The organism is Billgrantia antri, from assembly GCF_017868935.1.
Lineage (GTDB): Bacteria > Pseudomonadota > Gammaproteobacteria > Pseudomonadales > Halomonadaceae > Halomonas > Halomonas antri.
On sequence record NZ_CP053383.1, the window covers coordinates 2918637 to 2944976 of the forward strand.

Sequence of the window (26340 nt, forward strand, 5' to 3'; positions counted from 1 at the left end):
TGTCAGGATTCGATGACGCTCAGGCACCGTCAGCTCCGGTGCTCTCACTCTCCCCAACGCGGTACCAAGCGATGCTCGATGCCGAGCTGGTTGAGGATTCGGGCCACGATGAAGTCGACGAGATCCTCCACCTTCCGGGGCTTGTGATAGAAACCGGGCGCCGCCGGCAGGATGATCGCCCCCATGCGGGTCAGGTTCAGCATGTGCTCGAGGTGAATCGCCGACAGCGGCGTCTCCCGCGGTACCAGGATCAGTCGGCGGCGCTCCTTGAGCGCCACATCGGCTGCACGTTCGATCAGGTTGTTGCTGGCACCTGTCGCCACCGCCGATAGCGTGCCGGTGCTGCAGGGGCAGATCACCATGGCGGAGGGCGCCCCCGAACCGGAGGCTACCGGCGCCATCCAGTCCTCACGTGCGAAGCAGCGAATCTGGCCTGACGCCGCGCCGCTACGCTCGCTGAGCGCCCGCACCAGCCGCTCGGGTCGAGCCGGCAGGCTGGCATCGGTTTCGGTCTCGATCACCAGATGGGCCGGCTTGGAAATCATCACCCAAACCTCGTGGCCGGCCACCACCAGTGCCTCGACCAGACGCAGCCCATACTGGGCACCGGAGGCACCCGTGATCGCCACGGTGACAGGCGGGAGAAAGGTCGCCTTGTCCGCCGGCCCGAAGCTGGCCTGGTCCTTCGCACCTGCCTCAGCCATGCGCCACCTCGAGTGCCGCGAGCAGCTTCTCGTGGATGCCGCCGAAGCCGCCGTTGGACATCACCACGATGCGGTCGAGCGGGCGCGCCTCGGCCACCAGGGCCGTCACCAGCGCGTCGATGTCCTCCTCGAGCCGCGCCGGCACCGGACTCGCCTCGACTACCGGAGCCAGCGACCAATCGAGGCCCGGCGGCTGGTACCAGAACGCCAGGTCGGCGGCGGCGACACTCGCCGTCAGGCGATCACGCATGGTGCCCAGTCGCATGGTGTTGGAACGTGGTTCGATCACCGCCAGCAGGCGCCCGCGCGGTGTGGCGGCACGCAACCCCTCGAGGGTGGCGGCGAAAGCCGTGGGATGATGGGCGAAATCGTCGATGACCTGGATACCGGCCACCTCCCCGCGCACCTCCTGGCGTCGCCGCGGTGTCTCGAAGCGTGATAGTGCCGCACAGCCCCGCGCCAGGTCGACGCCGAAGACATGAGCCGCCGCCAGAGCGGCCAGGGCATTGAGGGCATTGTGGGTGCCGGTCAGCGTCCAGTCGACCACCGCATCTTCATTGGCTTCCCCCTGCTGGTGCACCACGCGGAAGCGTGAAGCATCGTCGCGCTCGAGGACCAGCCGCCAGGGGCTCTTGGCATCGATGCCGAAGCGCTCCACCGGCGTCCAGCAGCCCATGCCCAGCACACGGTCGAGTGCCGGCTCGCCATCGGCCACCAGCAGTCGACCGCGACCCGGCACGGTACGTACGAGATGGTGAAACTGGCGTTCGATGGCCGCCAGATCGGGAAAGATATCGGCGTGGTCGAACTCGAGGTTGCCGAGAATCGCGACCTCGGGGCGGTAGTGAACGAACTTCGAACGCTTGTCGAAAAAGGCGGTGTCGTATTCGTCTGCCTCGACCACGAAGGGCCCCCCCGCAGCGCCGAGTCGTGCCGATACGCCGAAATTGCGCGGCACGCCGCCAATCAGAAAACCCGGCTCGAGCCCGGCCGACTCCAGCAGCCAGGCGGTCAGGCTCGCCGTGGTGGTCTTGCCGTGAGTGCCGGCCACCGCAATGACCCGGCGCCCGGGCAACACGTGCTCGGCCAGCCACTGCGGCCCGGAGGTATAGGGCAGGCCAAGGTCGAGCAGTGCCTCGACTTCCGGATTGCCTCTCGTCATGGCATTGCCGACCACGACCAGGTCGGGCCGCGGCGACAGGTTGGCGGCGGCGTAGCCTTCATGCAGGCCGATACCGGCCTCCTCGAGCTGGGTACTCATCGGCGGATAGACGCCGCTGTCCGAGCCGGTAACGGTATGCCCCAGGTCGCGCGCCAGCAGGGCCAGGCTACCCATGAAGGTGCCGCAAATACCGAGAATATGCAGGTGCATGACGTCCGACCTTTTCACCAGGTAGCGCAAGCGGACAGCGTCCGCCGGAAAGAATCGGCAGACTAGCACGGCCTGGCAGGGCCCTCCAGCGGCGTGCAGGTTCGCCGCCTTTCGGCTAAAATGTCACGCCTTGTCGTGAAGCATGAAAATGGACATTTCCCAGGAGCCCATCAGCCCCATGGCCCAGCATAACGCCTTCTATGCCCAGTCTGGCGGTGTCACCGCCGTGATCAACGCCAGCGCCTGCGGCGTGATCGAAGCCTGCCGCCAACACGCCGATCATATCGGCAAGGTCTATGCCGGACACAACGGCATCATCGGTGCTCTGACCGAGGATCTGATCGACGTCAGCCAGGAGTCGGACGAGGCGATCGCCGCCCTGCGTCATACCCCCGGCGGCGCCTTCGGCTCCTGCCGCTACAAGCTCAAGGACATCGAGAGCCACCGCGCCCAGTACGAGCGCCTGATCGAGGTCTTCAAGGCCCACGACATCCGCTACTTCTTCTATAACGGCGGTGGAGACAGCGCCGATACCTGCCTCAAGGTATCGCAGCTCTCCGAGAAGATGGGCTACCCGCTGACCGCCATCCACGTACCCAAGACCGTCGACAACGACCTGCCGATCACCGACAACTCACCGGGCTTCGGCAGCGTGGCCAAGTACATCGCCACCTCTACTCTGGAAGCCTCGCTGGACATCGCCTCCATGTGCGCCACCTCGACCAAGGTGTTCGTACTCGAGGTGATGGGCCGCCATGCCGGCTGGATCGCCGCGGCCGGGGCGCTAGCCGGGGAGGGCGAAGGCGAGCCTCCCCACCTGGTGATCTTCCCCGAAGTACCTTTCGAACGCAGCAAGGTGATGGCCCGCGTCGAGGAGTGCGTGCAGAAGTACGGTTACTGCGTCATCGTGGTCTCCGAGGGGGCGCGCTACGAGGACGGTACCTTCCTCGCCGACTCGGGCAACACCGACGCCTTCGGCCATCGCCAGTTGGGTGGCGTGGCACCGACGCTTGCCGGCATGGTCAAGCAGGACCTCGGCTACAAGTACCACTGGGCGGTGGCCGACTATCTGCAGCGCGCGGCCCGCCACCTGGCCTCACGCACGGACGTGGAGCAGGCCTATGCCGTGGGCCAGCAGGCGGTGGAACTGGCCGTGGCCGGCAAGAACGCCATGATGCCGGCCATCAAGCGGGTCAGCGACACGCCCTACGAATGGCGCATCGAGTCCGCCCCCCTGGCCGAAGTGGCCAACCGCGAGAAATTCATGCCGCGCGAGTACATCCGCGAAGATGGCTTCGGTATCACCGACGCCTGCCGCAGCTACCTGTCGCCGCTGATCCAGGGCGAAGACTACCCCCCCTACGAGAACGGTCTGCCCAAGGTAGCGAATCTCAAGCTGGCCAAGGTCGAGCGCAAGCTGCCCGAATTCAAGCTCTGAACCGCAGGCACCTTGCGACGAAGCCCTCGCCACGGCGGGGGCTTCTCCGTTTCAGCGGTCACCTCAGCGCAGCAGCCAGGAGAGCACCAGCAACAGCAGCAGGATACCGGCCACGCCCTGCCAGAAGTTGGCCGGCTCGCGCAGGAAGCGGCGCGGGTCGCGATGCCTCGAGCTGACTTTTCCGTCCGGGTGACGCAGGGCATAGAGCAGTTCGGTCATGCGCCGGAAACGTAGCGAGCGCTGAGGATCCAACGCCCGACGCAGAGTATCGTCGAGCTGCGGCGTGATCTCGGGATTGTACAGCCTGGCACTGCGATAGCTGAGTTGCTCGAGGTCAGTATGGCTTCGCAGCCGATCCGGGCTCAGTTCATAGGGCAGTGCGCCGGTCAGCAGCCAATAGATCGTCGAGGCCAGCGAGTACTGGTCGCTGCGCCGCCCGACGCTGTCGTCGAGCGCATACTCGGGCGCACTGTGCTCCGAGAGGCCGATCTGGCGAGCCAGCTCGCGCGAGCGCCGGTGGCCATCCAGGTCACGCATGTGGCAAGCACTGAAGTCTGTCAACACCACTTGGCCATGCGCATCGATCAGGATGTTGTCGGGGTGAATGCGCTGGTGAAGAACCTCACGATGATGGAGGGCCTGCACCGCCTTGCCCAGCTGCTTTGCGATATCGAGGCGCTGGGCCAAACTGGCCTGAGGGTGGCGCTGCGCCCACTCGGTCAGCGTCATGCCTTCCACGTAGGCCATCAGGTAGTAAAGGTAGCGGCGTGGGCGGGAGGACTCCATCACCCGGGCCACGAACGGCGACTTGACCCGCTCGACCACCCACTGCTGCAACAGGAAGTGCTCCAGGTAGGCATTGCGGTTGGAGAGTTCGGGGCTCGGCGCCTTCATCACCATCTCGCGCTCGGTGCGGCTATCGCGTACCCGGTAGACCCGCGACTGCGCGGTGCGCGACAGCACCTCCTGGATCTCGAGACCGTCGATGCGCTCACCCGGGGAGAGCTCGGGTGGAATTGGCAGGTCGCCATAGATGCGGCTGGGGTGGTCCTGCTCCACCTCGGGCAGCTGGTCGATGCGAACCAGTTGGAAGCAGAACTGGTCGGCCCCGTAGCCCCGCTCCTGGGCCCGCTCCCTAGCCGCCTCGGCCAGGCGCTCACAGGCCGCGTCGAGATCGCTGGCATCCTCGCGAATCAGGCCCACGTAGTCGGTCGGCATCAGGGTGCCGCGCACCGCCTGAGTGGTGAAAAGGAAGATATCGCCCTGCTTGAGCGGCAGCTGCATGTAATCGATGTCGATGCTGCCATCCAACCCCAGGGCGCGCGACGGATAGCGATAGCCGCCCAGGTCGGTCACGTGATCGCGACTGAGCTGCTCGAACTCGGCACCGCGCAGACGAAAGACGAGGGTATCACCCATGTGGAACAAGTGCGCATCGCGCCCACGGTAGACCATGGCGGAAAGGGAGGCGACGTAACTGCCGCCCTCGACGAAGGTGCTCTGGCTATAGCACCAGCCGTTGAGTGCCCGCAGCACGCGAGTCGCAGAGGTCTTCACGTCCCAATGGTCCGGCGTGGAGAAGTAGTCGGCCAGGAATCCCCTCACGCTGAGGTCGCCAGCCTGCTTGGCGATGGCATTGCGCAGGCTGGTATCGCTGATTACCGCGCAGGCCCCCTTGGCGGCAGCCTGAGCAACCTGACTGGGGATGCGCACCGACATGGAGCTACGATGGTGCCGCCGATCCGGCGCCACGAATGCCTGCCCGACGCTCAACGACAGTCGATTGGATGGCAAGACACGCTCCTTCATGATATCGCCGCTGATCACCGCTCGCTCCGCATGGCTGGCCGAACCGCCTGACGACGGCCATCATACACGGTTGCAGCGATTTCAACCTGTCAACCAAAGCCCAAGCCAGCCCTGTCCCTTCGTCACCTATGTCGCATTGGTAATCCCCGGCCCTGGTCCGTATAATTTGGCGCATTTTGCGGTGTCCTCACTTTTCGCCCAACGAAGGAAGCGACGATGAACTTCGACCACATTCCCGCCGGCAAGGACCTCCCCAACGACATCTACGTCGCCATCGAGATCCCTGCCAACCACGCTCCGATCAAGTACGAGATCGACAAGGAGATGGGCGCACTTCTGGTTGACCGCTTCATGGCCACCCCCATGTTCTATCCGGCCAACTATGGCTTCATTCCCCATACCCTGGCCGACGACGGCGACCCGCTCGACGCCCTGGTGGTCACCCCCTATCCGGTGCAGCCCGGTAGCATCATCCGCGCCCGCCCGGTCGGCATCCTCAACATGACCGACGAGGCCGGTGAGGACGCCAAGCTGGTATGCGTGCCCCACGCCAAGCTGACCACGCTCTACGACGACGTTCAGGAAGTCACCGACCTGCCCGAACTGCTGCGCCAGCAGATCGCTCACTTCTTCGAGAACTACAAGGATCTCGAAAAGGGCAAGTGGGTGAAGGTGGAATCCTGGGAGGGTGCGGAAGCCGCCCGCAAGGCCATCGAAAAGTCCGTGGCCGCCTACGAGAAGGCTTAAGCCGAACCCCTTCGTCGAACGGGCCGCCCCTCGGGGCGGCCCGTTCGTTTTCGTGCGACATCCGTTTTCTGCGACACCAGGGCGCACCCGTATGGTTCTAACGCTAGCGTCGACTGAGGTATTCTGGAACTCGGCGTTTCGCTCTTGAGTCAATCCAAAACGAGTTCAGATAGTCCTGATCATCGACTGCTTCCGTTTGCCAGAGGACACCCCTGCATTGACTAGTCGCCCTCTCACACGCCTGCTCTGCTGCTTGCTGCTGTGGTTGCCGCTGGCCGCCCAGGCCCAATGGTTCTCCTCCTCTTCCGGTGGTCAGAGCGACTTCCTGCCGGTCATGGAGGCCTTCCAGCCCAGCGCCTGGCATGACGGTGAAACCCTCTACATCGGTTTCGAGAACGCCGAGGGTTACTACCTCTATCGACACCGGCTCGGCGTCGAGAGCAGCGATGAGGCACTCATGGTCGGCGAACCACGTATCCCGGAGGGTGAGTTCAAGAGCGACGAATTCCTCGGTGACGTCTATGTCTTCTACGACCGTGTGGTCTTCGAGGCACCGCTGCAGGGCGAAGCGCAAGGTCCCCTGAACATTACGGTCAGCTTTCAGGGCTGTGCCGATGCCGGGCTCTGCTATCCGCCCGAGCGCGTCGACCTCCAGGCCCCCGCCAGCGCCATGCCGGCGGCCTTCGCCGGCTGGCGTGATGGCAGCGGCTCGGGTGAAGCCACGCCCGCCACGGCGCCGCCTGCCCTGCAGAGCCAGGATGGCCGCTTCAGCAGCCTGATCGGCGAGGCCAGCCTGCCACTGGCCCTGGGCCTGTTCTTCCTTGCCGGGCTGGGCCTGACCTTCACCCCCTGCGTGCTGCCGATGGTACCGATCCTCTCCTCGATCATCGTCGGCCAGAAGCCTACCCGGCCACGCGCCTTCGTGCTCTCCGCCAGCTACGTTGGCGGCATGTCGCTCACCTACGCCCTGGTCGGGGTGCTGATGGGGCTGTTCGGCGCCGGCCTCAACTTGCAGGCACACTTGCAATCTGCCCCCGTGCTGATCGTCTTTGCCCTGCTCTTCGTCGTCTTCGCCCTGGCCATGTTCGGCGCCTTCGACCTGCGTCTGACACCGCGTCTGGCAGGCCGCGTCGACGCCTGGCAGGCACGCGCCCAGCGCAGCGGCCCCCTGGGCCTCGCCGGCGCCGGCGCGCTGTCGGTTCTGGTAGTCTCGCCCTGTGTATCGGCGCCGCTGGCCGGCGCCCTGGTCTTCATCTCCACTACCGGCGATGCGCTGATGGGCGGTGCCGCCCTGCTGGCCCTGGGGTTGGGCATGGGCGTGCCGCTGCTGCTGGTCGGCACCTTCGGCGCCACCGCCCTGCCGCGCAGCGGCGCGTGGATGAACGGCGTCAAGGTTGCCTTCGGCATCCTGCTGCTCGGCGTGGCGACATGGCTGGTCGAGCGGCTGCTTCCCGCCTCCGTCAGCCTGCTGCTGTGGGCAGCGCTGGCCATCGGCAGCGCCCTGGCGCTAGGCGCGCTTTCGCTCAACCTGGCCCAGGGCTGGCCCCGTGTGCGCCAGGCCGCTGGATTGATGCTACTGGCCTGGGGCATTGCCCTGGTATTCGGTGCCGCCATGGGCGGCAGCGATCCATTGCGCCCCTTGGCAGGACTTACCACCCCAGAGACCCGCAGCATCGAGCGCACCGAGGTGACCACGGTGGAAGATCTCGAAACGCTGCGCGGCACGTTGCGAGACCGCTCGGCACAGGACCAACCGGTTTTCGTGCACTTCACTGCCGACTGGTGCATTTCCTGCAAGCAACTGGAGCGCCAGGTCTACCCCGCCCCCCAAGTCGCCGAGCCGCTCTCGCAATTCGCCCGCATCGATGTCGACGTGACCCGCACCGACGACACCACCCGCGCACTGCTCGATCACTTCGGCCTGTTCGGCCCACCGAGCCTGCTATTCTTCAGCGGGGAAGAGGAGATCCGAGCAGCTCGCATCCAGGGGGAAGTCGGGGCCGACGAGCTCGCCAGCCACCTCAACGGGGTACTCGACTGGTTCGAGCAGCAGCGCGGCTAACGACCTCACCGAGCGCAAGCGACAACCAGGGCGAACAGCGTTCCCGATCGGCTGGACATCCCCGACGATTTTAGGCACACTCCGCCAACAACGCTTATCAAGGCCGATAGAGCCGGCAATATTCGCCATCTTGCCGCGATCTATCGAAAGTTGGCTTGGGTTAACAGCCCCCGGCCAGGCCATCTACTCACCGGTCGAGACTCAACATGGATATCCGTAAGGTCAAGAAACTGATCGAGCTGCTGGAAGAGTCCAACATCAGCGAAATCGAGATTCAGGAAGGCGAAGAATCGGTGCGTATCAGCCGTCATCCCAATGGCGTCAGCTGGCCCCAGTCCCCGATGCCGCAGTATGCCGCACCGCAGGCGGCGCCCAACCAGGCGGCACCCGCCCCAGCCGCCGGACCCGCCACCGAAGAGACCCCGGCGGCCAGCTACCAGGGCCACGCCCTGACCTCGCCGATGGTCGGTACCTTCTACCGCAGCCCGGCACCCGGCTCGAAGGCATTCGTGGAAGTGGGACAGAGCGTCAAGAAGGGCGAGACCGTGTGCATCGTCGAAGCCATGAAGATGATGAACCAGATCGAGGCCGACCGTGACGGCGTGATCGAGGCGATCCTGGTCGAGGACGGCGAGCCGGTCGAGTTCGACCAGCCGATGCTCATCATTTCCTGATCTTTCACCGACACTGGCGGACTCCCTATGCTGGACAAGGTTCTCATCGCCAACCGCGGCGAGATCGCCCTGCGAATCCTGCGCGCCTGCAAGGAACTGGGCATCAAGACCGTCGCGGTTCACTCCAAGGCCGACCGTGAGCTGATGCACGTGCGCCTGGCCGACGAGGCCGTATGCATCGGCCCGGCCCCCTCGGCGCAGTCCTACCTCAACATTCCGGCGCTGATCAGCGCCGCCGAGGTCACCGATTCCAGCGCCATCCATCCCGGTTACGGCTTCCTCTCCGAGAATGCCAACTTTGCCGAACAGGTGGAGCGCTCCGGCTTCGTGTTCATCGGTCCGCGCGCCGAGACCATTCGCCTGATGGGAGACAAGGTCAGCGCCATCGAGGCCATGAAGAAGGCCGGCGTACCCACGGTACCCGGCTCGGACGGCCCGTTGGGTGACGACGAAGGCGACAACCTCGCCATCGCCCGGCGTATCGGCTATCCGGTGATCATCAAGGCCGCTGCCGGCGGCGGCGGGCGCGGCATGCGCGTGGTGCACACCGAAGGTCACCTGCTGTCGGCAATCAACGTGACCCGCACCGAGGCGCACTCCTCCTTTGGTGACGGCACGGTGTACATGGAGAAATTCCTCGAGCGACCGCGTCACGTCGAGGTCCAGGTGCTGGCCGACGGCCAGGGCAATGCCATTCACCTCTATGACCGCGACTGTTCGCTGCAGCGACGTCATCAGAAGGTGCTGGAAGAGGCCCCAGCCCCCGGCATCGATCCCGATGCCCGGGCCAAGGTGCTCGAGGCGTGTCGCGAGGCATGCATCGAGATCGACTATCGCGGCGCAGGCACCTTCGAGTTCCTCTACGAGGACGGCCAGTTCTTCTTCATCGAAATGAACACGCGCGTCCAGGTGGAGCATCCCGTCACCGAAATGGTCACCGGCGTGGACATCGTGCGCGAGCAGCTGCGTATCGCCTCGGGCCTGCCGCTGTCGATCCGCCAGGAAGACGTCAAGCTCCACGGCCACGCCTTCGAGTGTCGTATCAACGCCGAGGACCCGCGCACTTTCATGCCCTCTCCCGGCCAGGTCACGCTCTACCACCCGCCGGGCGGACTCGGCGTGCGCATGGATTCGCATGTCTATACCGGCTATACCGTCCCCCCCCACTACGACTCGCTGATCGGCAAGCTGATCACCTGGGGGGATAGTCGCGAGATCGCGCTGACGCGCATGCGCAACGGCCTCGACGAACTGCTGGTGGAAGGCATCAAGACCAACACCGACCTGCACAAGGATCTGGTCCGCGACGGCCACTTCCAGCAGGGCGGCGTCAATATCCACTATCTGGAGAAGAAGCTCGCCTCCTAGGATCCACTCCTGGGACGAACATCGCTCCCGCAGGGTGGCCACGGCCACCCTGCTTGCGTTACGCACGGAGACCACCATGCCCTGGCTGCAACTCAAGGCCCGCATCGCCCCCGAGCAGGCCGAACGGCTCGAGGAACTGCTGCTGGCCGAAGGCGCCACTGCCATTACGCTGCAGGACGCCCATGACGACCCGGTGTTCGAACCCGAGCGCGGTACCACGCCATTGTGGAACGAAACGGTGCTGACCGGCCTGTACGATGACCTCAAGGGGCTCGACGCCATGCTGGAGCGCCTCGCCGCAGCCTGGGCCGAGACCATGCCCGAGGAGCCCTGCCCGATCATCGAGTATGAGCTGCTCGCCGACCGCGACTGGGAACGCGAATGGATGGAGGACTTCAAGCCTCTTCGCATGGGCCAGCGACTGTGGATCGTGCCCAGCTGGCACGAACCGCCCGATCTTGACGCCGTCAACCTGCACCTGGACCCTGGACTGGCCTTCGGCACCGGCACTCATCCCACCACGGCACTGTGTCTCGAATGGCTCGACGCCCTGGCGCTGGAAGGCAGCCTCGACGGCCTCGAGGTGCTCGATGTCGGCTGCGGTTCGGGAATACTTGCCATCGCCGCGCTCAAGCTGGGCGCGGCAGAGGCCACCGGCACCGACATCGACCCCCAGGCGCTGCAGGCCAGCCGCGACAATGCCATGCGCAACGATGTTGCGGAGCATGAACTGACGCTTTGTTATCCCGAGCAGCTCGACTCAGAGCGCCGCTTTCCCCTGGTGATCGCCAATATCCTGGCCGGCCCTCTGGTAGAGCTGGCGCCGATGATCGCCGGCCACGTGGCACCGGGAGGACGACTGGCGCTATCGGGCATTCTCGAGGGCCAGGCACAGGAGGTACTCGACGCTTATCGTGCCCAGGGCCTGATCATGGACGAACCGCAGCAACGCGAAGGCTGGGTTCGACTCAGCGGTGGCCGGGCACCCTGAATCTCGGTACCTTGTTCTGCCTTCACCCCGCCCCTTCGGGGGCGTATGATATGCAGCCCCGAACTCGCTGATCCGACCATGTCCGAGAGCCGCCCGCTACCACAGATCGGCCGACACCGCCTGCCCAACCGAGTCATCCTGGCTCCCATGGCCGGCGTGACCGACCGCCCGTTCCGCCAGCTCTGCCGTCGTCTGGGGGCAGGACTGGTGGTGGGCGAGATGGTTACCTCGGACCCGGCGCTTTGGCATACCCGCAAGTCACGCCAGCGCATGGATCATCGCGGCGAGCCGGGACCCCGCGCGGTGCAGATCGCCGGTGGGGATGCCGCCATGCTGGCCAAGGCCGCACGCCTCAACGCCGACCAGGGCGCCGAGATCATCGACATCAACATGGGCTGCCCGGCCAAGAAGGTGTGTAACAAGGCCGCCGGTTCGGCACTGCTGCGTGACGAGGCGCTGGTCGCCGAGATCCTCGAAGCCGTGGTGGCGGCTGTCGACGTCCCGGTGACGCTCAAGATCCGCACCGGCTGGTGTGCCGAGAGCAACAACGGCGTACGCGTGGCGCGCCTGGCGGAAGCCGCCGGCATCCAGGCCCTGGCGGTACATGGCCGTCACCGCCAGCAGCGCTACCAAGGGGAAGCCGAGTACGAGACCATTGCCGCCATCAAGCAGGCCGTGCGCATTCCGGTCTTTGCCAATGGCGATATCGACTCTCCACGCAAGGCGGCCCAGGTTCTGGACTATACTGGTGCGGATGCGGTGATGGTCGGTCGCGGCGCCCAGGGCAATCCCTGGATTTTTCGCGAGATCGACCACTACCTACGCCATGGGTACAGCTGTCCACCCCCCGCCCCGGGTGAGAGAGCCAGCGTGCTGCGGGGACATCTTCATGCCCTGCATGACTTCTATGGCAATTACATGGGGGTGCGGATCGCCCGCAAGCATCTCGGCTGGTATCTCGCCGCCGACGGTCGTTTCGACGCCCTTCGATTGCGCGAACTGCGGGCGGCCTTCAATGCCCTGGAGCAGCCTGACGAACAGTATGACTTCATCGACGTCCTCTTTCGCCTGGAGAGTGAAACTCCGCTCGGCCAGGCAACGAATGGAATCAGTGCCGCATGAACCATGAAGCCTTCAATCGCAATGCCGATTTGCCCGGCCTCGAAGCCGGCTCGTGCGCTGGCCTGCCGGAACTCGACGCTGCCGCCCTTTCGTCGGCCTCGCTGGCAGAGCAACCCCTGCGTGAGGCCGTGGATGCCGCCATGCGACGCTATTTCGACCATCTCGATGGCGGCACCGTCACCGACCTCTACGCCATGGTCATGGCCGAAGTCGAGGCGCCGCTGCTGGCCAGCGTGCTCGAATACACACAAGGCAACCAGACTCGCGCCGCCGAGATGCTGGGCCTCAACCGCGGCACGCTGCGCAAGAAGCTCAAGCAGCACGACCTGATCTGAACCCGCCGGGCAGCGCCTGCTGGCCCGGCCCCTTATATCCACTATCGATAGAGAGTTGCACCTCACCATGGCCCAAGCCTCCCCCACCCCGGTACGCCGCGCGCTGATCAGCGTCTCCGACAAGACCGGCATCGTCGACTTCGCCCGCGGCCTGGCCGGGCACGCTGTCGAACTGCTCTCCACCGGCGGCACCTTCCGCCTGCTGCAGGAGAACGGTATTGCCGTGACCGAGGTGTCCGAGCACACCGGCTTTCCCGAGATCATGGACGGTCGCGTCAAGACGCTGCACCCGAAGATCCACGGCGGGATCCTAGGTCGCCGAGGCCAGGACGATGCGGTGATGGCCGAGCACGATATAGCGCCCATCGACATGGTGGTGGTCAACCTCTATCCCTTCGCCCAGACCGTAGCCAAGCCGGACTGCACTCTCGAAGACGCCATCGAGAACATCGACATCGGCGGCCCGACCATGGTGCGCGCCTGCGCCAAGAACCACGCTCACACCACCATCGTGGTAGATGCCGGGGACTATGACCGTGTGTTAGAGGAGATCGCCGCACACGGCGGCGCGGTAAGCGATGCCACGCGCTTCGACCTGGCCGTCAAGGCCTTCGAACACACTGCCGGCTACGACGCCGCCATCGCAGACTACCTGGGCCAGCGCGTTCCCGGCGGCGAGGACGGTTTCCCTCGCACCTACAACGTGCAGTTCGTCAAGAAACAGGCCATGCGCTACGGCGAGAACCCGCACCAGAGCGCGGCGTTCTATGTCGAGGCAGACGCCAGCGAAGCCAGCGTGGCCACTGCCCGCCAGCTGCAGGGGAAAGAGCTGTCGTTCAACAACGTGGCCGATACCGATGCCGCCTTCGAGTGCGTCAAGAGCTTCACCGACACCGCCTGCGTGATCGTCAAGCACGCCAACCCCTGCGGCGTCGCCGTCGGCGCGACCCTGTGCGAGGCCTACGACAAGGCGTTCGCCACCGACCCCACCAGCGCCTTCGGCGGCATCATCGCCTTCAATCGGCCGCTGGACGCCGACACTGCCCGCGCCATCATCGACCGCCAGTTCGTCGAGGTGATCATCGCCCCTGGGATCGATGAAGAGGCCGTCGCCATCGTCGCCGAGAAGCAGAACGTGCGCCTGCTCGACGTCGGCGACAGCTGGCCCGGCGAGCGCGAGCACGCCCACGACTTCAAGCGCGTCACCGGCGGGCTGCTGGTGCAGGACCGCGACCTCGGCATGGTCGGCCGCGACGAGCTGACCGTGGTCAGCGAGCGCGTGCCCAGCGAGCAGGAGATGCGCGACCTGGCCTTCGCCTGGAAGGTGGCCAAGTACGTCAAGTCCAACGCCATCGTCTACGCCAAGGACGGTCAGACCATCGGCGTCGGCGCCGGCCAGATGAGCCGCGTCTACTCAGCCAAGATCGCCGGCATAAAGGCCGCCGACGAAGGCCTCTCGGTACCCGGCTCGGTGATGGCCTCGGATGCCTTCTTCCCCTTCCGCGACGGCATCGACGCCGCGGCAGCAGCAGGCATTACCGCAGTGATCCAGCCCGGCGGCTCCATGCGCGATCAGGAAGTAATCGACGCCGCCAACGAGGCGGGTATCGCCATGGTCTTTACCGGCATGCGCCACTTCAGGCACTAAGGTGAGGAAAACGCTGGATCTCGCCCAGCCGTTTTCTCAAGCCACTCGAATAAGCAAACCCCATCGGTCATGACCGATGGGGTTTGCGCGTCTTAAGGCTTATGACTTATGGCGTTCAGCCCAAATCGATGCAGAGGTACTTGGTCTCCAGGAACTCCTCAATGCCTTGGTGGCCGCCCTCGCGGCCGAGGCCCGAGGCCTTGACGCCACCGAAGGGCGCCGAGGTATTGGAGATCAGCCCCGTGTTGATGCCCACCATGCCGTACTCCAGCGCATCGGCGACGCGCCATACGCGGCCCAGGTCGCGGGAGTAGAAGTAGGAAGCAAGGCCGTACTGGGTGTCGTTGGCCATCTTCACGGCGTCTTCCTCGTCCTCGAAGGGGAATACCGCCGCCAGCGGTCCGAAGGTCTCCTCCTGCGCCACCTTCATGTCGCCGTTGGCGAAGCTGATCAGCGTCGGGGTGAAGAAGTTGCCGCCCAGCGGATGGGGATGACCACCCAGCAGCAGTTCGGCGCCCTTGTCGACGGCATCGTGCACATGCTCGCTGACCTTGGTCACCGCGTTACCGTCGATCAGCGGACCGATGTTGATGTTCGGCTCGGTACCGTCGCCCACCTTCAACTCACTGTTCATCGCCACCGCCAGCTTCTCGCAGAAGGCGTTGATCACGCTCGACTGCACCAGGAAGCGATTGGTGCAGATGCAGGTCTGGCCGGCATTGCGGAACTTGGCCGCCATGGCGCCCTCCACCGCGGCATCCAGATCGGCATCCTCGAACACGATGAACGGGGCGTTGCCGCCCAGCTCCAGGGAGATCTTCTGGATGTGCTGCGAGGCTCGCGACATCAACTCGCGGCCCACCTCGGTAGAGCCGGTGAAGGTAATCTTGCGTACCAGCGGCGACTCGGTCATGGCGGCGGCGATTTCAGAGGCGCGCCCCGGCACCACGTTGAACACACCACGCGGCACGCCGGCGCGCTCGGCCAACAGCGCCAGCGCCGTGGCCGAGAACGGCGTCTGGCTCGCCGGCTTGATGACGATGGTGCAACCCGCCGCCAGCGCTGCGCCGGCCTTGCGCGTGATCATGGCCGCGGGGAAATTCCACGGCGTAATGGCACCAACCACCCCGACCGGCTGCTTGGTGATCACGATACGCTGGTTGGGCTTGGCAGCGGGAATGGTCTCGCCATAGATGCGTCGTGCCTCTTCGGCGAACCAGCGGATGAAGCTTGCCGCATAGGCGATCTCGCCGGCCGCCTCCTTGAGCGGCTTGCCCTGCTCGTGGGTCATGATCATCGCCAGGTCGTCCTGATGCTCGAACATCAGGTCGTGCCATTTCATCAAGATGTCGGCACGCTCCTGGGCAGTGAGTGCCCGCCAGCCGACGAGCGCCGCATCGGCGGCGGCAATGGCGCGCTCGGTCTCATCTCTTCCCAGCCGAGGCACGCTACCGAAGACCTCTCCGGTGGCCGGGTTGGTCACTTCGATCTGCTCACCGCTGTCAGCAGCGACCCAACTACCGTCAATGTAGGCGAAAGGGCAATAGAGCTGCGTTTCCTTGAGAGCTTCCATGTTGATTCTCCTGGCCTCAGCGGGGGCCTGTACCGAGTGGATGTATTCGTATCACGCTTGCCCTTGTCACTGAGCCTCAGTGCCGTGCTGTTCGGGCATGGCCTCGGGCATGCCGTCCGGCACTGGCGGCTGAAGCATAGCGTTTAGTATGGCAAGGATCAGGACCAGCGCGATGGCAATCCAGCACAACGCGCGGCCGATGTAGCGAGCCGGCTGGCGGTGTATCTGCCGCAGCCCCATCACGGCACAGACGGCAGCGGCGAGATTCAGTGGCAGCAAAGCCCCCTGGAACAGCAGGGCGAGAATGGCAATGACGATGGCCGTCATGGCCCAGGGGGCATGGCGTCGCCGCGGCGAATCCGATGAGGAGCTGTCGCGTTCCAACGAATCGTCTCTCTCTGTCGATTCTGCAATAACCCCTCATGCTAAGCGCAAAGGACCGTTGTCACCAACCCCAGGGAGAGCAAGCTCAGCGCTGGCGATGTGGCTCACGGCTGGCCGATAGGGTAATGGAGACCGAATCGGCAAAGCGAAGTGCGTGCGGCTTGTCGATTTCGACCTGCGCCATCAGGACCTGCTCGTGCGACATGATCAGATCGAGCACCTCTCGCGTCATGCGCTCGAGTAAGAGGAAGTGGCCCTCCTCCACCATCTCGATCACCTGCTTGGTAATGGTGCGGTAGTTGAGCGCCTGTTCGATATGATTGAAGGCGACCGCCTTGTCGGCACGGTAGCGGAACACGGCATTGATGATGACATCCTGGCGGTTATTGATCTCCTCGTCCTTGATGCCGATAAAGGTCCGCAGGCGCAGGTCCTTGATGCGAATCGTGGCCAGGTCGTGATCGAGATGCTGGTCGTTCAGGGCGTGCAGCGGCATCGGATTGGCTCCAGGCAACAAACGCCCGCCGCGAAGGCGGGTACGTGGGCCCTCTGATCAGCGACCGCTGACCAGAGTGAGGAATTCCTGACGGGTCGGCTGGTTTTCGCGAAAGGCACCCAGCATGACCGAAGAGGTCATGCTGGAATTCTGCTTCTCCACGCCGCGCATCATCATGCAGAGATGTCGCGCTTCGATCACCACCGCCACGCCGCGTGCACCAGTGACACGCTGTACGGTTTCGGCGATCTGGCGCGTCAGATTTTCCTGAATCTGCATGCGCCGGGCGTACATGTCGACGATACGGGCAAACTTGGAGAGACCCAACACCTTGCCGCTGGGAAGATAGGCAATGTGGCACTTGCCGATAAAGGGCAGCAGATGATGCTCGCACATCGAGTAGAGTTCGATGTCCTTGACCAGCACCATCTCGTCCGTCTCGCTCTCGAAAACGGCGCCATTGATGATCTCCTCGAGAGTCTGGGAGTAGCCGCGCGTGAGAAACTGCATCGCCTTGGCGGCACGCTTCGGTGTATCGCGAAGCCCCTCACGATCGGGATCCTCTCCCAGTTCGATGATGATCTGGCGGTAGAAGTTGGCAAGCTCTTCGTTCATGGTCAGGCCCTGCGAGTCTGAAAACCGTTCGTCTCGTGATGGCCCGGCCATCGTCGATCAATACAATAACAGTACAAAATATACTTTCTGTACAATTTTTTCACGCCTCTGGACATTATTCTACCGTAACCGAAGGCACACCGCAGGCGGTATGCTTGAAAACGACCCCCCTGCGACATTCGTGCCGCTGCCTCGCCTTTGCGGCTATGGTAGAGTACTGGCCTTGAATCCTGCCGCTACGCGCAGCCTGGTCCCTCGAGAGCCCGATATGATCAAGATTCCAGACGCGATACTGTCAGCCAGTGGAGTTGCCCTCCTTTTTCTGCTGCCCCTGGCTGCCTCGGCCAATACCCTTTCCGTACCCGGCGACGCCGTTGTTGCATTCCAGGTCATCGACGATCTCGATCTGGCGGAGGAAGGCGGACGCCGTGACGATATCCTGCTTCGCCCCGTGAGCGGTCACGAGAGCGCTACTCACGAACTGCCCGATTACTGTGTCGTGGTAGGGGATGCCCGCCAGGACGGCGACCGACTACGCATTACCGCCAAGGCACTGACCTGTGTCGAGACCGAAGGTGGTGACAGCGACATTTACAATGGCGAAATCTCCGCTGCCGCCTACGAGGCCGACGGCAGCTACGGATTGGCCGTGTGCGAGACTGGCGGCTGTCAGCTACCGAGCGATCGCGTCTTTCATCTCAAGCTGGCCAGTCCTCTCGAGATCGAGGAGCAGGACAACCCCTCCGCTCAGATCAACGAGCAGCGCCGCCAGGCCGATGGCGCGGGCGTTGCCAACCCCATCCCCGCCGAGCGCACTGCGCCCGACAGCGACTGAGTCCTTTCGCCGTGTGCACCCCGTCGGATGCGCACGGCGTCAGGCCAGCCAGGGAGACGACCGGGTCAGCGCCACACGCTGCTGCTCCAACTGCCGGATGTGGGTTTCCCAATAGGCGGCATCCGCGACCCAGGGAAACGCCTGGGGAAACGCCGGGTCCTCCCAGCGCGCCACCAGCCAGGCGCTGTGACGCATCAGGCGCAGCGTGCGCAGGGGCTCGATGAGCGCCAGTTCACGGCGATCGAATTCCCGGTGCTGTTCGTATCCCTCCAGCACTTCCGACAGCTGCATGTGCCACTCCGCTTCGTGCTCGGCGGTGAGGAACATCCACACATCCTGCACCGCCGGTGCCATCAAGCAATCGTCGAAATCCACCAGAGCGAAGTTATCGTCGCGGCCGAGGAGATTACCGATGTGGCAGTCGCCCTGTACCCGGATCGTCTTTTCAGGCGCCCAGGCATGCGCCGCCAGCACGTCCTGCAATTCCACTGAGATGCGCTCGTAGGCCTGACGCTGGCGACGCTCCAACCAGGGGGCGGTGAGCACACGCCTGCGCGCCTCGTGCACCATGCCATCCAGATCGAGCCTGCCCCGGTGCTGAAACTCGGCACGCTCACCCACGGCATGCACCGCACCGATCAATTCGCCCAGGGCAAACAGATGGGCGGGATTCTCCAGCTCCGGGGCCTGGCCAGGCAACTGGGGAAACAGCGCCAGACGAAAACCCTCCATCTGATGCAGACTGCGCCCCGAATCATCCCGCCAAGGCGCCGCCACGGCCACGCCCTCCGCGGCCAGCTCGTCCAGGAAGTCGTGCTCTTCCTGAATCTGCTCGTCGCTCCAACGCCCCGGGCGATAGAACTTCGCCACCCAGCGCCGCCCCTCGTCGTCGTAGAGCAGGAACACACGGTTCTCGTAGCTGTTCAGGGCAAACGGTTCGCCCGGCAGCCAGAAGCCTAGCGACTCGATGGCCGCCACGACGCGCGCCGGCGACAGGGTAGCGAAGGGATGAGGCGTGCTGTGCATGTGATTCACCGACAGAATGGTGTTGCCATGGTAACAGCCTAAGCGACGACAGAGGATCGCTAACGCCGCAGCGGGGTGCGGGCCACCGACCATGCCTCCACCTCACGGGCACCGGCAGTCAGACAGGCCTGCGCCAGGGCGTCCAGGGTCGCGCCGGTGGTCATGACGTCATCGAGCAGTGCCACGCGCGACGGCAGCGCCCTCTCGACGACGAACCCGCCACGCAGGTTGCGGTAGCGCTCGGCGCGATCGAGCCCGCGCTGTGAGCGCGTGGCTTGGCGTCGCTGTGCATGCGCCAGTATCAAGCCATGGCGTGCCGCCAGGCGCCGGGCCAGCCAGTCGGCCTGGTCGAAACCGCGCTCCCGCGCCCGCCGGGGATGCAGCGGCACCGGAATCAGGGCCTCGGGCCAGGCCAAGGCCGCACGCGGCAGCCCGACCTCCAGCAGCTCGAGCAGCACGTTGCCGGCCCGCGGTGAGGCGTGAAACTTGAAGCGCTGCATCAATCCGGCCACTTCGTCCTCGTAGCGCAGCGGCACGCGTGCCCGCACGAAAGCGGGCGGACGTGTCAGGCACTGGCCGCAGCGCCTTCCCGCCAGTGCACCGGGCGGCTGCGGTTCGGCACAGCTCGGGCAGGCCGGCAGGTTCCACGGCAGCGACTCGAAGCAGGCCTGACACCATGGGCGATCACGCTCGGCGGTTGCCAGGCAGAAACCACAGCGCCCCGGCAGGGCCCGGCGCAGCGCAGAGTCGATACCGTGCCAGAGCGAGCGCAGCCAGCCGGTCGAGCGTTCTCGGGCCATAGGGGCGTCTCGCCATGCAGGCTCCCGCTGCGACTCCATGCGTGTTTCTCCAGTGTCCGAGGCATACAAATCAGCTTACCACCTCCCCAGCCACGCTTTCGCTTCATCGCGACGCGAGCTTCTCGCCTTATGGTTAACCCACCCCTTCTTTCAGGTTGACAGAAGAGCAATTTCACGTAGGCTCACAGTCAACTTTTCTATCCCACCGAGTTGACCGAGACGAGTCCCTTCCATGTCCGACGCCCAGCTTGCCAGCCCGCACGACCACACCACTCCGCCCGAGACCAGGGTTCGACATGACTGGTCGCTGGCCGAGATCGAGGCGCTCTTTGCATTGCCCTTCAACGACCTGCTGTTCCGCGCCCAGCAGGTGCATCGCGCCCACTTCGATGCCAATGCCGTCCAGGTCTCCACCCTGCTGTCGATAAAGACCGGCGCCTGCCCGGAAGATTGCAAGTACTGCCCGCAGTCGGGCCACTACGCCACCGGGCTGGACAAGGAGAAGCTGCTGGAAATCGAGAAAGTGGTGGCCCAGGCCAAGGCCGCCCAGGAGGCCGGCGCCAGTCGCTTCTGCATGGGTGCTGCCTGGCGCAGCCCGCGCGAGAAAGACCTGAGCGTGGTGATGGAGATGGTGCGCCAGGTCAAGGCGCTAGGGCTCGAGACTTGCATGACGCTGGGCATGGTCGACGCCGACCAAGCCTCCCGTCTGGCCGAGGCCGGCCTCGACTACTACAACCACAATCTCGACACCTCGCCGGAGTACTATGGCGAGATCATCACTACCCGCACCTATGCCGATCGTCTGGAAACCCTGGCTAACGTACGCGAGGCAGGCATGAAGGTCTGTGCGGGAGGCATCCTCGGCATGGGGGAGGCGCCGCGCGACCGCGCCGCCCTGCTGCAGCAGCTGGCCCGGCTCGATCCGCACCCCGAATCCGTGCCGATCAACATGCTCGTCAAGGTGCCCGGCACGCCGCTGGAGGATGTGGAAGATCTCGATCCCATCGAGTTCGTGCGCGCCATTGCCGTCGCCCGCATCCTGATGCCGGCAAGCCATGTTCGCCTCTCGGCCGGTCGCGAACAGATGGACGACTCGACCCAGGCGCTGGCCTTCCTCGCCGGGGCCAACTCCATCTTCTATGGCGACAAGCTGTTGACCACCGGCAACCCACAGGCCACGCGCGACCGTGCGCTGTTCGACAAGCTCGGGCTTCACCCCGAACGACGCGACACCTGCCACGACGACGACCGGCACCAGGCCGCACTCGAAGGCGCCGTGGCACGCCAGGCGCGTCAGTCCCGTAGCGCTGCACTGGCCTACGACGCCACCCTGGCCTGAACGTCATGTCATCCAGCCCTCAAGCCTGGTCCCGGCGCCTCGCCGAAGCGGCAGCCTGGCGCCGCGCCCAAGGCCTTTGGCGCGAGCGCCGTATGCACCCGGCCGGGATGATAGATTTCGCCGGTAACGACTATCTTGGCCTGGCCGGCGACCCGCGTCTGGCCGAAGCTCAGGCGGCAGGCGCCCGGCGCTTCGGCAGCGGCGCTGGTGCGTCGCATCTGGTCAGTGGACATCTCGAGATTCACGAAGCGCTCGAGCAGCGCCTGGCCGACCTCGTCGGACGGCCCCGCGCCCTGCTCTTCTCCACCGGCTACATGGCCAATCTCGGCACGCTACAAGCCCTATGCGACAGCGACACGCAGGTCTTCCAGGACCGGCTCAACCATGCCTCACTGCTCGACGGCGCCAAGCTTGCCGGCGCGCGCTCGCGACGTTTTCACCACCGTGATCTCGACGATCTCGAGCGCCTGCTCGCCCGCGCCCCCTCCGAAACGGCCAGGCTCGTGATCAGCGACGGCGTGTTCAGCATGGATGGCGACGTCGCCAATGTCGGCGGCCTGGGGGACATCTGCACCCGATACGGCGCCTGGTTGATGATCGACGATGCCCACGGGCTGGGTGTGCTCGGGCCCCAGGGAGACGGCTGCGTCGGTCGGGCTCACGGGGCCGACCAAGTGGCGGTTCTGGTCGGCACGCTGGGCAAGGCGCTGGGAACCGGCGGCGCCTTCGTCGCCGGCAGCGAAGCCTTGATCGACCACTTGATCCAATATGCACGTCCCTACGTCTACACGACCGCGCAACCACCCGGCGTCGCCGCCGCCACTCTCGCGGCGCTCGACATACTGGCCGCCGAGCCCGAACGCCGCGACCGCCTGCGCGACAGCATCCGCTATTTTCGCCACGAGGCGACACTGCTCGGTCTGCCGCTGACCGACTCCTTCACTCCCATCCAGCCGCTGGTACTGGGGAAGAGCGAAGCGGTGATGCACTGGGCCGCTCGACTGCAGGAGGCAGGCCTGCTGGTCGGCGCCATCCGACCGCCCACGGTGCCGCAGGGTGAAGCTCGGCTTCGCATCACGCTGAACGCCATTCACACTCGGGAAGCCCTGGATCACCTGCTCGAGACTCTAGCCCAGTTGTATGAGGAGGGCATGCATTGACGCGCCTGGTGCTGCTCTCCGGCTGGGGCATCGATGCCCGCATCTGGCAACCGCTTGCGCCCTACTGGCCGGATGGCATCCGAGTTCATACTCCCGATTGGCCGGGCTACGGTGAACGGATCCACGACCTCCTGCCGAAGACGCTCTCGGGGCTGGCAGACGAGATGCGCAACGACCTGCCCTCGGATGCCGTCTGGGTCGGCTGGTCGCTGGGAGGTTTGCTGGCCGGTACGCTGTTGTCTCATTTGCCCCCTCCCCGCGCCCTGGTGCTGGTGGGAATCGGCGCCCGCTTCTGCAGCGAGGACGGTGTAAGACCTGCCGAACTGGCTACTTTTCGTCGTGCCTTCGATCGCGATCCTCGCGCGACGTGGCAACATTTTCTGCGTTGGCAGCTGCAGGGGGAAACTGCCCCGAGAATGGCCCACCGACGACTGCTCGACCTTCTTGGGGGCCATCCCGGTGCGTCCAGTCAGACCCTCGCTCTGGGCCTCGACCAACTGGCCAGCCTCGACCTCGGAGAACGCCTTGCCATGCCCCCGTGCCCGATCTGGCGCCTTGCCGGCGAACGGGACAGGCTGCTGGGCAAGACAGCGCGTCAGGCGGCCGACCGGATTCTTATCGACTGCGGCCACTGTCCGATGCTGTCTTGCCCGGAGGCCTTGGCGAGCCACTGCGTAGATTTGGCTCACGCCGGTTGCGGGCATCGCCCCACCCAAGACGGGAGCGTGTCATGACCTCCTCCTCGCTGCATGTCACGGCCTGGCAGCAGCCTGACGCCTCCAGCGCATGGCGGCGGCAGGTCGCCAGGGCGTTTTCCCGCGCGTCGGACCGTTACACGCGCCTGGCCCAGGCACAGCAGCGAATGGGGGAAGCGCTGTGGCCCCTTCTGCCTGCACGCGCAGCACATGTGCTCGACCTGGGCTGCGGCCCGGGACTCTGGTGTGGACGGCTGGCGGAACGCTTCGGCAACGAGTGTCGGGTGCTCGGGCTCGATCTCGCTCCGGGGATGCTGGAGACCGCCCGCCGCGAGACGACCGCTCCTGTCGACTGGCTGTGTGCCGATGCTGCCTCCCTGCCCCTGGCAAGCGGACAACTGGACGTGGTGTTCTCCAACCTGGCCCTCCAGTGGTGCCCCGACCTCGATGTCGTAATGGCCGAAATCCACCGGGTGCTGCGCCCCGGCGGACGTGCCGTGATCAACTCTCTGGGCCCCGACACCCTGCGCGAGGTGGCCCACGCCTGGTCATCCCCCGGCGCCCTGCTCGACTTCCGCTCGCGGGCGCATCATCTGGCCAGTGCGCATCGGGCCGGCTTCGCGCAAGCCTGCTGCACCAACGTTCTCGAGCGCTTCTTCTACCCTGACCTGACGGCAGTGATGGCCTCGATCAAGGGCGTCGGCGCCCAGACCCCGCGAGCGTCCGCCCGCCTTACCCGCTCCGACCTGGAGCGTGCCGCACGCCGTTACGACTCGCTGCGCGAGCCGGCCGGACTGCCGGTCAGCTACCGACGACTGACCCTCGTGCTCGACAAGGAGCCGACAGCATGACCCGCTATTTCGTGACCGGGACCGATACCGATGCCGGCAAGACCCTGGTCAGTGCCGGCCTGTTGGCACTGGCCCGCTCGCGCGGTCTGAGCACCCTGGGGCTCAAGCCCGTAGCCTCGGGCTGCCGCCGCACCGACGCGGGCCTGCGCAACGACGACGCTCTCGCCCTGATGGCACGCAGCGTGCCGGCGCCGGCCTATACGACCATCAACCCCTTTGCCTTCGAGCCGGCCATCGCCCCGCACCTGGCCGCCCGCCAGGCAGGAGAAAACATCGGCCTCGCTCGGCTGGGCGAGCATGTCGCGCCGCTGCTGGAAGAGCCGCGTGACCTGATCCTCGTCGAGGGCGCCGGCGGTTGGCGCGTACCGCTCAATGACAGCGAAGATCTCAGCGCCTTGGCGTTGCACCTCGACCTGCCGGTTATTCTGGTGGTAGGCCTCAAGCTCGGCTGCCTCAACCACGCGTGCCTCACGGCCGAGGCCATCCGCGCGGACGGAGCCAAGCTGGCCGGCTGGGTCGGCAACCTGCTCGATGCCGACTTCGCGCGTGACGCCTCGCTCTACGCCGACAACCTGGCCACGCTGCGGCATCGCCTCGGCGCCCCCTGTCTCGGCGTGGTACCGCGCCTGAGCCGAGTGGCACCGGCCAGGCGCCCGGAAGCCGCCATTGCCCATCTCGAGCTCCCTCAAGGCGATTGACTTGCAACCGAAGGTCCGTACAATGTGGACGCCTGCCCAGCCCTGCGGATGTGGTGGAATTGGTAGACACGCCAGATTTAGGTTCTGGTGCCTTCGGGCGTGGGAGTTCAAGTCTCCCCATCCGCACCATCATGGCTCGCGCCCATCGAGCTTTACGGCCCCCTCGCCGACATCACCTTCGCTTACCCTGCTCCGCCAGCCTATTGGCGCCGCGTCGGTGCGTACCTGCCACGCCCCCGACCACTCACGCTACGCACCCACGGAGGCAATATGACGCAATCTCCCGTGTGGCACCCCTATGCCCATCTGCTCACCCAGCAAGCCGCCCCCAAGGTCGTCGGCGGCGAAGGTGCTCGCTTCAGACTGGAGAACGGCGAAACGCTACTCGACGCCACTTGTTCCTGGTGGTGCATGATCCACGGCTATTCGCATCCCCGCCTGGTGGCCGCGATCAAGGCGCAGGCGGATACGCTGTGCCATGTGATGCTGGGTGGACTCACCCATGAGCCCGCCGATCGCCTGGCCCGGGAACTGGTCAGGATCACACCGACGGGGCTCAACCATGTGTTCTTCTCCGACAGCGGTTCGGTGGGCATGGAAGTGGCCATGAAGATGGCGGTGCAGTACTACCACTTGCGCGGCAAGCCAGAGAAGCACCGCATGCTCTCGCTGATGAAGGCCTACCATGGCGACACCAGCGGCTGCATGGCGGTCTGCGACCCCGAAGAGGGCATGCACAGCCTGTTTGCCGGCTACCTGCCCAGACACCACTTCGCGCCGGCCCCCACGGCACCCTATGACGCCGCCCCCGAGACCGTGGCGCAGGATCTCGCCGCCCTGCGGGCAGCGCTGGAGCGACATCATCACGAGATCGCCGCGCTGTTGATGGAACCGCTGCTGCAAGCCGCCGGCGGCCTCAACATGACATCGCCGGAATACCTCAAGGGTGCACGCGAACTGTGCGACGAATTCGATGTCCTGCTAGTGTTCGACGAGGTGGCCACCGGCTTTGGCCGCACCGGCAAGCTGTTCGCCGCCGACCATGCCGCCATCACGCCGGACATCATGGTGCTCTCGAAAGGACTGACCGGCGGTTACCTTGGCCATGCGGCGACGCTGGCTACCGACCGAGTGCACGATGCCTTCATCGGCGAGTCGCCGCTGCACGCCTTCATGCATGGCCCCACTTTCATGGGCAATCCGCTGGCCTGTCGTGTGGCGCTGGAGAGCCTGGCCGTGTTCGAAGAGGAGAATTACCTGGACAAAATAGCAGGCCTCAATCGGATACTGCGCACTGAGCTGCTGCAGGAGCCAGCGCTGCATCGTCACCCTCGGGTGCGCGACGTCAGGGTGCTGGGCGCTACAGCGGTCATCGAGGTCCACGACGCTACCGCGCTCCAGGGGGTCGCGGCATTTGCCCGCACACGGGGCGTCTGGCTTCGCCCCTTCGGGCGCTGGCTCTATACCATGCCGGCCTATATCACACCCGAGGCGGACATGCGTCACATCGCCCAGGTCATGAAGGATTGGTTTCGCTGATGCAAGAGCGCCGCCCTGATAGGGCGGCGCTCTTGGCGGCACTTCACTTGCACCTGATC

Annotated in this window: 25 protein-coding genes and 1 tRNA gene; 17 read left to right on the forward strand and 9 right to left on the reverse strand. The window is 65.2% G+C overall.

Going from position 1 to position 26340, the window contains the following annotated elements; translation table 11 throughout:
• Window positions 1-44: 44 nt before the first annotated feature.
• The gene (locus tag HNO53_RS13530; protein WP_242597424.1) at window positions 45-704 is read right to left on the reverse strand and encodes a flavin prenyltransferase UbiX; all 660 of its coding nucleotides are present in this window, start codon (window positions 702-704) and stop codon (window positions 45-47) included.
• The gene (mpl, locus tag HNO53_RS13535) at window positions 697-2076 is read right to left on the reverse strand and encodes a UDP-N-acetylmuramate:L-alanyl-gamma-D-glutamyl-meso-diaminopimelate ligase (RefSeq protein WP_209472898.1); all 1380 of its coding nucleotides are present in this window, start codon (window positions 2074-2076) and stop codon (window positions 697-699) included. The genes HNO53_RS13530 and mpl overlap by 8 nt, the downstream gene beginning before the upstream one ends.
• 178 nt (window positions 2077-2254) lie before the next feature.
• Between mpl and HNO53_RS13540 the strand changes: the two genes are divergently transcribed.
• A complete protein-coding gene (locus tag HNO53_RS13540; protein ID WP_209472900.1) occupies window positions 2255-3514 on the forward strand; it encodes a 6-phosphofructokinase in 1260 nt (419 codons plus the stop codon).
• A gap of 63 nt (window positions 3515-3577) precedes the next feature.
• Here HNO53_RS13540 and HNO53_RS13545 read toward each other — a convergent pair whose 3' ends face one another.
• Entirely contained in the window at window positions 3578-5323 is a 1746-nt protein-coding gene (locus HNO53_RS13545) for a bifunctional protein-serine/threonine kinase/phosphatase (protein WP_419975038.1), read from the reverse strand.
• A gap of 216 nt (window positions 5324-5539) precedes the next feature.
• On the opposite strand from HNO53_RS13545, the gene ppa reads away from it, so the two are divergent.
• From ppa to purH, 8 genes are all read left to right on the forward strand, one after another.
• On the forward strand, window positions 5540-6070 hold the full coding sequence (gene ppa, locus HNO53_RS13550; RefSeq protein ID WP_209472904.1) for an inorganic diphosphatase: 531 nt from the start codon (window positions 5540-5542) through the stop codon (window positions 6068-6070).
• Between the two features lie 217 nt (window positions 6071-6287).
• Window positions 6288-8132, forward strand: coding sequence for a protein-disulfide reductase DsbD (gene dsbD, locus HNO53_RS13555; protein WP_209472906.1), 1845 nt, complete (start codon window positions 6288-6290; stop codon window positions 8130-8132).
• Between the two features lie 206 nt (window positions 8133-8338).
• Window positions 8339-8806, forward strand: coding sequence for an acetyl-CoA carboxylase biotin carboxyl carrier protein (gene accB, locus HNO53_RS13560; protein WP_209472908.1), 468 nt, complete (start codon window positions 8339-8341; stop codon window positions 8804-8806).
• Window positions 8807-8833: 27 nt separating this feature from the next.
• Complete coding sequence (accC, locus tag HNO53_RS13565; protein ID WP_209472910.1) at window positions 8834-10174, forward strand: acetyl-CoA carboxylase biotin carboxylase subunit; 1341 nt, start codon at window positions 8834-8836, stop codon at window positions 10172-10174.
• Between the two features lie 76 nt (window positions 10175-10250).
• Complete coding sequence (gene prmA / locus HNO53_RS13570) at window positions 10251-11165, forward strand: 50S ribosomal protein L11 methyltransferase (protein ID WP_209472912.1); 915 nt, start codon at window positions 10251-10253, stop codon at window positions 11163-11165.
• 78 nt (window positions 11166-11243) lie between these two features.
• Window positions 11244-12287 (forward strand): tRNA dihydrouridine synthase DusB, encoded by a 1044-nt coding sequence (dusB, locus tag HNO53_RS13575; protein ID WP_209472914.1) that lies wholly within the window; start codon window positions 11244-11246, stop codon window positions 12285-12287.
• On the forward strand, window positions 12284-12622 hold the full coding sequence (gene fis, locus HNO53_RS13580) for a DNA-binding transcriptional regulator Fis (protein ID WP_209472916.1): 339 nt from the start codon (window positions 12284-12286) through the stop codon (window positions 12620-12622). The genes dusB and fis overlap by 4 nt, the downstream gene beginning before the upstream one ends.
• 67 nt (window positions 12623-12689) lie before the next feature.
• The gene (gene purH, locus HNO53_RS13585; RefSeq protein ID WP_209472918.1) at window positions 12690-14270 is read left to right on the forward strand and encodes a bifunctional phosphoribosylaminoimidazolecarboxamide formyltransferase/IMP cyclohydrolase; all 1581 of its coding nucleotides are present in this window, start codon (window positions 12690-12692) and stop codon (window positions 14268-14270) included.
• Between the two features lie 115 nt (window positions 14271-14385).
• Here purH and HNO53_RS13590 read toward each other — a convergent pair whose 3' ends face one another.
• From HNO53_RS13590 to folE, 4 genes are all read right to left on the reverse strand, one after another.
• Window positions 14386-15843 carry an NAD-dependent succinate-semialdehyde dehydrogenase gene (locus HNO53_RS13590; RefSeq protein WP_209472920.1) on the reverse strand — a complete coding sequence of 486 codons (1458 nt, stop codon included), beginning with the start codon at window positions 15841-15843 and terminating at the stop codon, window positions 14386-14388.
• A 66-nt stretch (window positions 15844-15909) separates the two neighbouring features.
• Entirely contained in the window at window positions 15910-16227 is a 318-nt protein-coding gene (locus HNO53_RS13595; protein WP_209472922.1) for a hypothetical protein, read from the reverse strand.
• A gap of 85 nt (window positions 16228-16312) precedes the next feature.
• A complete protein-coding gene (folX, locus tag HNO53_RS13600; RefSeq protein WP_209472924.1) occupies window positions 16313-16723 on the reverse strand; it encodes a dihydroneopterin triphosphate 2'-epimerase in 411 nt (136 codons plus the stop codon).
• A 57-nt stretch (window positions 16724-16780) separates the two neighbouring features.
• Window positions 16781-17338 (reverse strand): GTP cyclohydrolase I FolE, encoded by a 558-nt coding sequence (gene folE, locus HNO53_RS13605; protein WP_209472926.1) that lies wholly within the window; start codon window positions 17336-17338, stop codon window positions 16781-16783.
• A 268-nt stretch (window positions 17339-17606) separates the two neighbouring features.
• Here folE and HNO53_RS13610 point away from each other — a divergent pair, with 268 nt between their 5' ends.
• Window positions 17607-18173 (forward strand): hypothetical protein, encoded by a 567-nt coding sequence (locus HNO53_RS13610; protein WP_209472928.1) that lies wholly within the window; start codon window positions 17607-17609, stop codon window positions 18171-18173.
• Window positions 18174-18212: 39 nt separating this feature from the next.
• On the opposite strand, the gene HNO53_RS13615 is transcribed toward HNO53_RS13610, so the two are convergent.
• Entirely contained in the window at window positions 18213-19199 is a 987-nt protein-coding gene (locus HNO53_RS13615; RefSeq protein WP_209472930.1) for a serine/threonine protein kinase, read from the reverse strand.
• Between the two features lie 59 nt (window positions 19200-19258).
• Window positions 19259-19999 carry a ComF family protein gene (locus tag HNO53_RS13620; protein WP_242597425.1) on the reverse strand — a complete coding sequence of 247 codons (741 nt, stop codon included), beginning with the start codon at window positions 19997-19999 and terminating at the stop codon, window positions 19259-19261.
• 232 nt (window positions 20000-20231) lie between these two features.
• Here HNO53_RS13620 and bioB point away from each other — a divergent pair, with 232 nt between their 5' ends.
• From bioB to bioA, 7 genes are all read left to right on the forward strand, one after another.
• Window positions 20232-21338 carry a biotin synthase BioB gene (bioB, locus tag HNO53_RS13625; RefSeq protein ID WP_209472932.1) on the forward strand — a complete coding sequence of 369 codons (1107 nt, stop codon included), beginning with the start codon at window positions 20232-20234 and terminating at the stop codon, window positions 21336-21338.
• A gap of 5 nt (window positions 21339-21343) precedes the next feature.
• Window positions 21344-22498, forward strand: coding sequence for an 8-amino-7-oxononanoate synthase (gene bioF / locus HNO53_RS13630; RefSeq protein ID WP_209472934.1), 1155 nt, complete (start codon window positions 21344-21346; stop codon window positions 22496-22498).
• Window positions 22495-23232, forward strand: coding sequence for an alpha/beta fold hydrolase (locus HNO53_RS13635; protein ID WP_209472936.1), 738 nt, complete (start codon window positions 22495-22497; stop codon window positions 23230-23232). Before bioF ends, HNO53_RS13635 begins: the two co-directional genes overlap by 4 nt.
• The gene (locus HNO53_RS13640) at window positions 23229-24044 is read left to right on the forward strand and encodes a methyltransferase domain-containing protein (RefSeq protein ID WP_209472938.1); all 816 of its coding nucleotides are present in this window, start codon (window positions 23229-23231) and stop codon (window positions 24042-24044) included. Before HNO53_RS13635 ends, HNO53_RS13640 begins: the two co-directional genes overlap by 4 nt.
• Window positions 24041-24742 carry a dethiobiotin synthase gene (bioD, locus tag HNO53_RS13645; RefSeq protein ID WP_209472940.1) on the forward strand — a complete coding sequence of 234 codons (702 nt, stop codon included), beginning with the start codon at window positions 24041-24043 and terminating at the stop codon, window positions 24740-24742. Before HNO53_RS13640 ends, bioD begins: the two co-directional genes overlap by 4 nt.
• Window positions 24743-24786: 44 nt before the next feature.
• A tRNA-Leu gene (locus HNO53_RS13650) sits at window positions 24787-24871 on the forward strand.
• Between the two features lie 141 nt (window positions 24872-25012).
• Entirely contained in the window at window positions 25013-26281 is a 1269-nt protein-coding gene (gene bioA / locus HNO53_RS13655; RefSeq protein ID WP_209472942.1) for an adenosylmethionine--8-amino-7-oxononanoate transaminase, read from the forward strand.
• Window positions 26282-26340 lie beyond the last annotated feature (59 nt).

Excerpts from the sequence above, each read along its gene's own strand:
- HNO53_RS13530 (WP_242597424.1), bottom strand. The coding sequence starts at position 704 with ATGGCTGAGGCAGGTGCGAAGGACCAGGCCAGCTTCGGGCCGGCGGAC.
- mpl (WP_209472898.1), bottom strand. The coding sequence starts at position 2,076 with ATGCACCTGCATATTCTCGGTATTTGCGGCACCTTCATGGGTAGCCTG.
- HNO53_RS13540 (WP_209472900.1), top strand. The coding sequence starts at position 2,255 with ATGGCCCAGCATAACGCCTTCTATGCCCAGTCTGGCGGTGTCACCGCC.
- HNO53_RS13545 (WP_419975038.1), bottom strand. The coding sequence starts at position 5,323 with ATGAAGGAGCGTGTCTTGCCATCCAATCGACTGTCGTTGAGCGTCGGG.
- ppa (WP_209472904.1), top strand. The coding sequence starts at position 5,540 with ATGAACTTCGACCACATTCCCGCCGGCAAGGACCTCCCCAACGACATC.
- accB (WP_209472908.1), top strand. The coding sequence starts at position 8,339 with ATGGATATCCGTAAGGTCAAGAAACTGATCGAGCTGCTGGAAGAGTCC.
- accC (WP_209472910.1), top strand. The coding sequence starts at position 8,834 with ATGCTGGACAAGGTTCTCATCGCCAACCGCGGCGAGATCGCCCTGCGA.
- prmA (WP_209472912.1), top strand. The coding sequence starts at position 10,251 with ATGCCCTGGCTGCAACTCAAGGCCCGCATCGCCCCCGAGCAGGCCGAA.
- dusB (WP_209472914.1), top strand. The coding sequence starts at position 11,244 with ATGTCCGAGAGCCGCCCGCTACCACAGATCGGCCGACACCGCCTGCCC.
- fis (WP_209472916.1), top strand. The coding sequence starts at position 12,284 with ATGAACCATGAAGCCTTCAATCGCAATGCCGATTTGCCCGGCCTCGAA.
- purH (WP_209472918.1), top strand. The coding sequence starts at position 12,690 with ATGGCCCAAGCCTCCCCCACCCCGGTACGCCGCGCGCTGATCAGCGTC.
- HNO53_RS13590 (WP_209472920.1), bottom strand. The coding sequence starts at position 15,843 with ATGGAAGCTCTCAAGGAAACGCAGCTCTATTGCCCTTTCGCCTACATT.
- folX (WP_209472924.1), bottom strand. The coding sequence starts at position 16,723 with ATGCCGCTGCACGCCCTGAACGACCAGCATCTCGATCACGACCTGGCC.
- folE (WP_209472926.1), bottom strand. The coding sequence starts at position 17,338 with ATGAACGAAGAGCTTGCCAACTTCTACCGCCAGATCATCATCGAACTG.
- HNO53_RS13610 (WP_209472928.1), top strand. The coding sequence starts at position 17,607 with ATGATCAAGATTCCAGACGCGATACTGTCAGCCAGTGGAGTTGCCCTC.
- HNO53_RS13615 (WP_209472930.1), bottom strand. The coding sequence starts at position 19,199 with ATGCACAGCACGCCTCATCCCTTCGCTACCCTGTCGCCGGCGCGCGTC.
- HNO53_RS13620 (WP_242597425.1), bottom strand. The coding sequence starts at position 19,999 with ATGGCCCGAGAACGCTCGACCGGCTGGCTGCGCTCGCTCTGGCACGGT.
- bioB (WP_209472932.1), top strand. The coding sequence starts at position 20,232 with ATGTCCGACGCCCAGCTTGCCAGCCCGCACGACCACACCACTCCGCCC.
- bioF (WP_209472934.1), top strand. The coding sequence starts at position 21,344 with ATGTCATCCAGCCCTCAAGCCTGGTCCCGGCGCCTCGCCGAAGCGGCA.
- HNO53_RS13640 (WP_209472938.1), top strand. The coding sequence starts at position 23,229 with ATGACCTCCTCCTCGCTGCATGTCACGGCCTGGCAGCAGCCTGACGCC.
- bioD (WP_209472940.1), top strand. The coding sequence starts at position 24,041 with ATGACCCGCTATTTCGTGACCGGGACCGATACCGATGCCGGCAAGACC.
- bioA (WP_209472942.1), top strand. The coding sequence starts at position 25,013 with ATGACGCAATCTCCCGTGTGGCACCCCTATGCCCATCTGCTCACCCAG.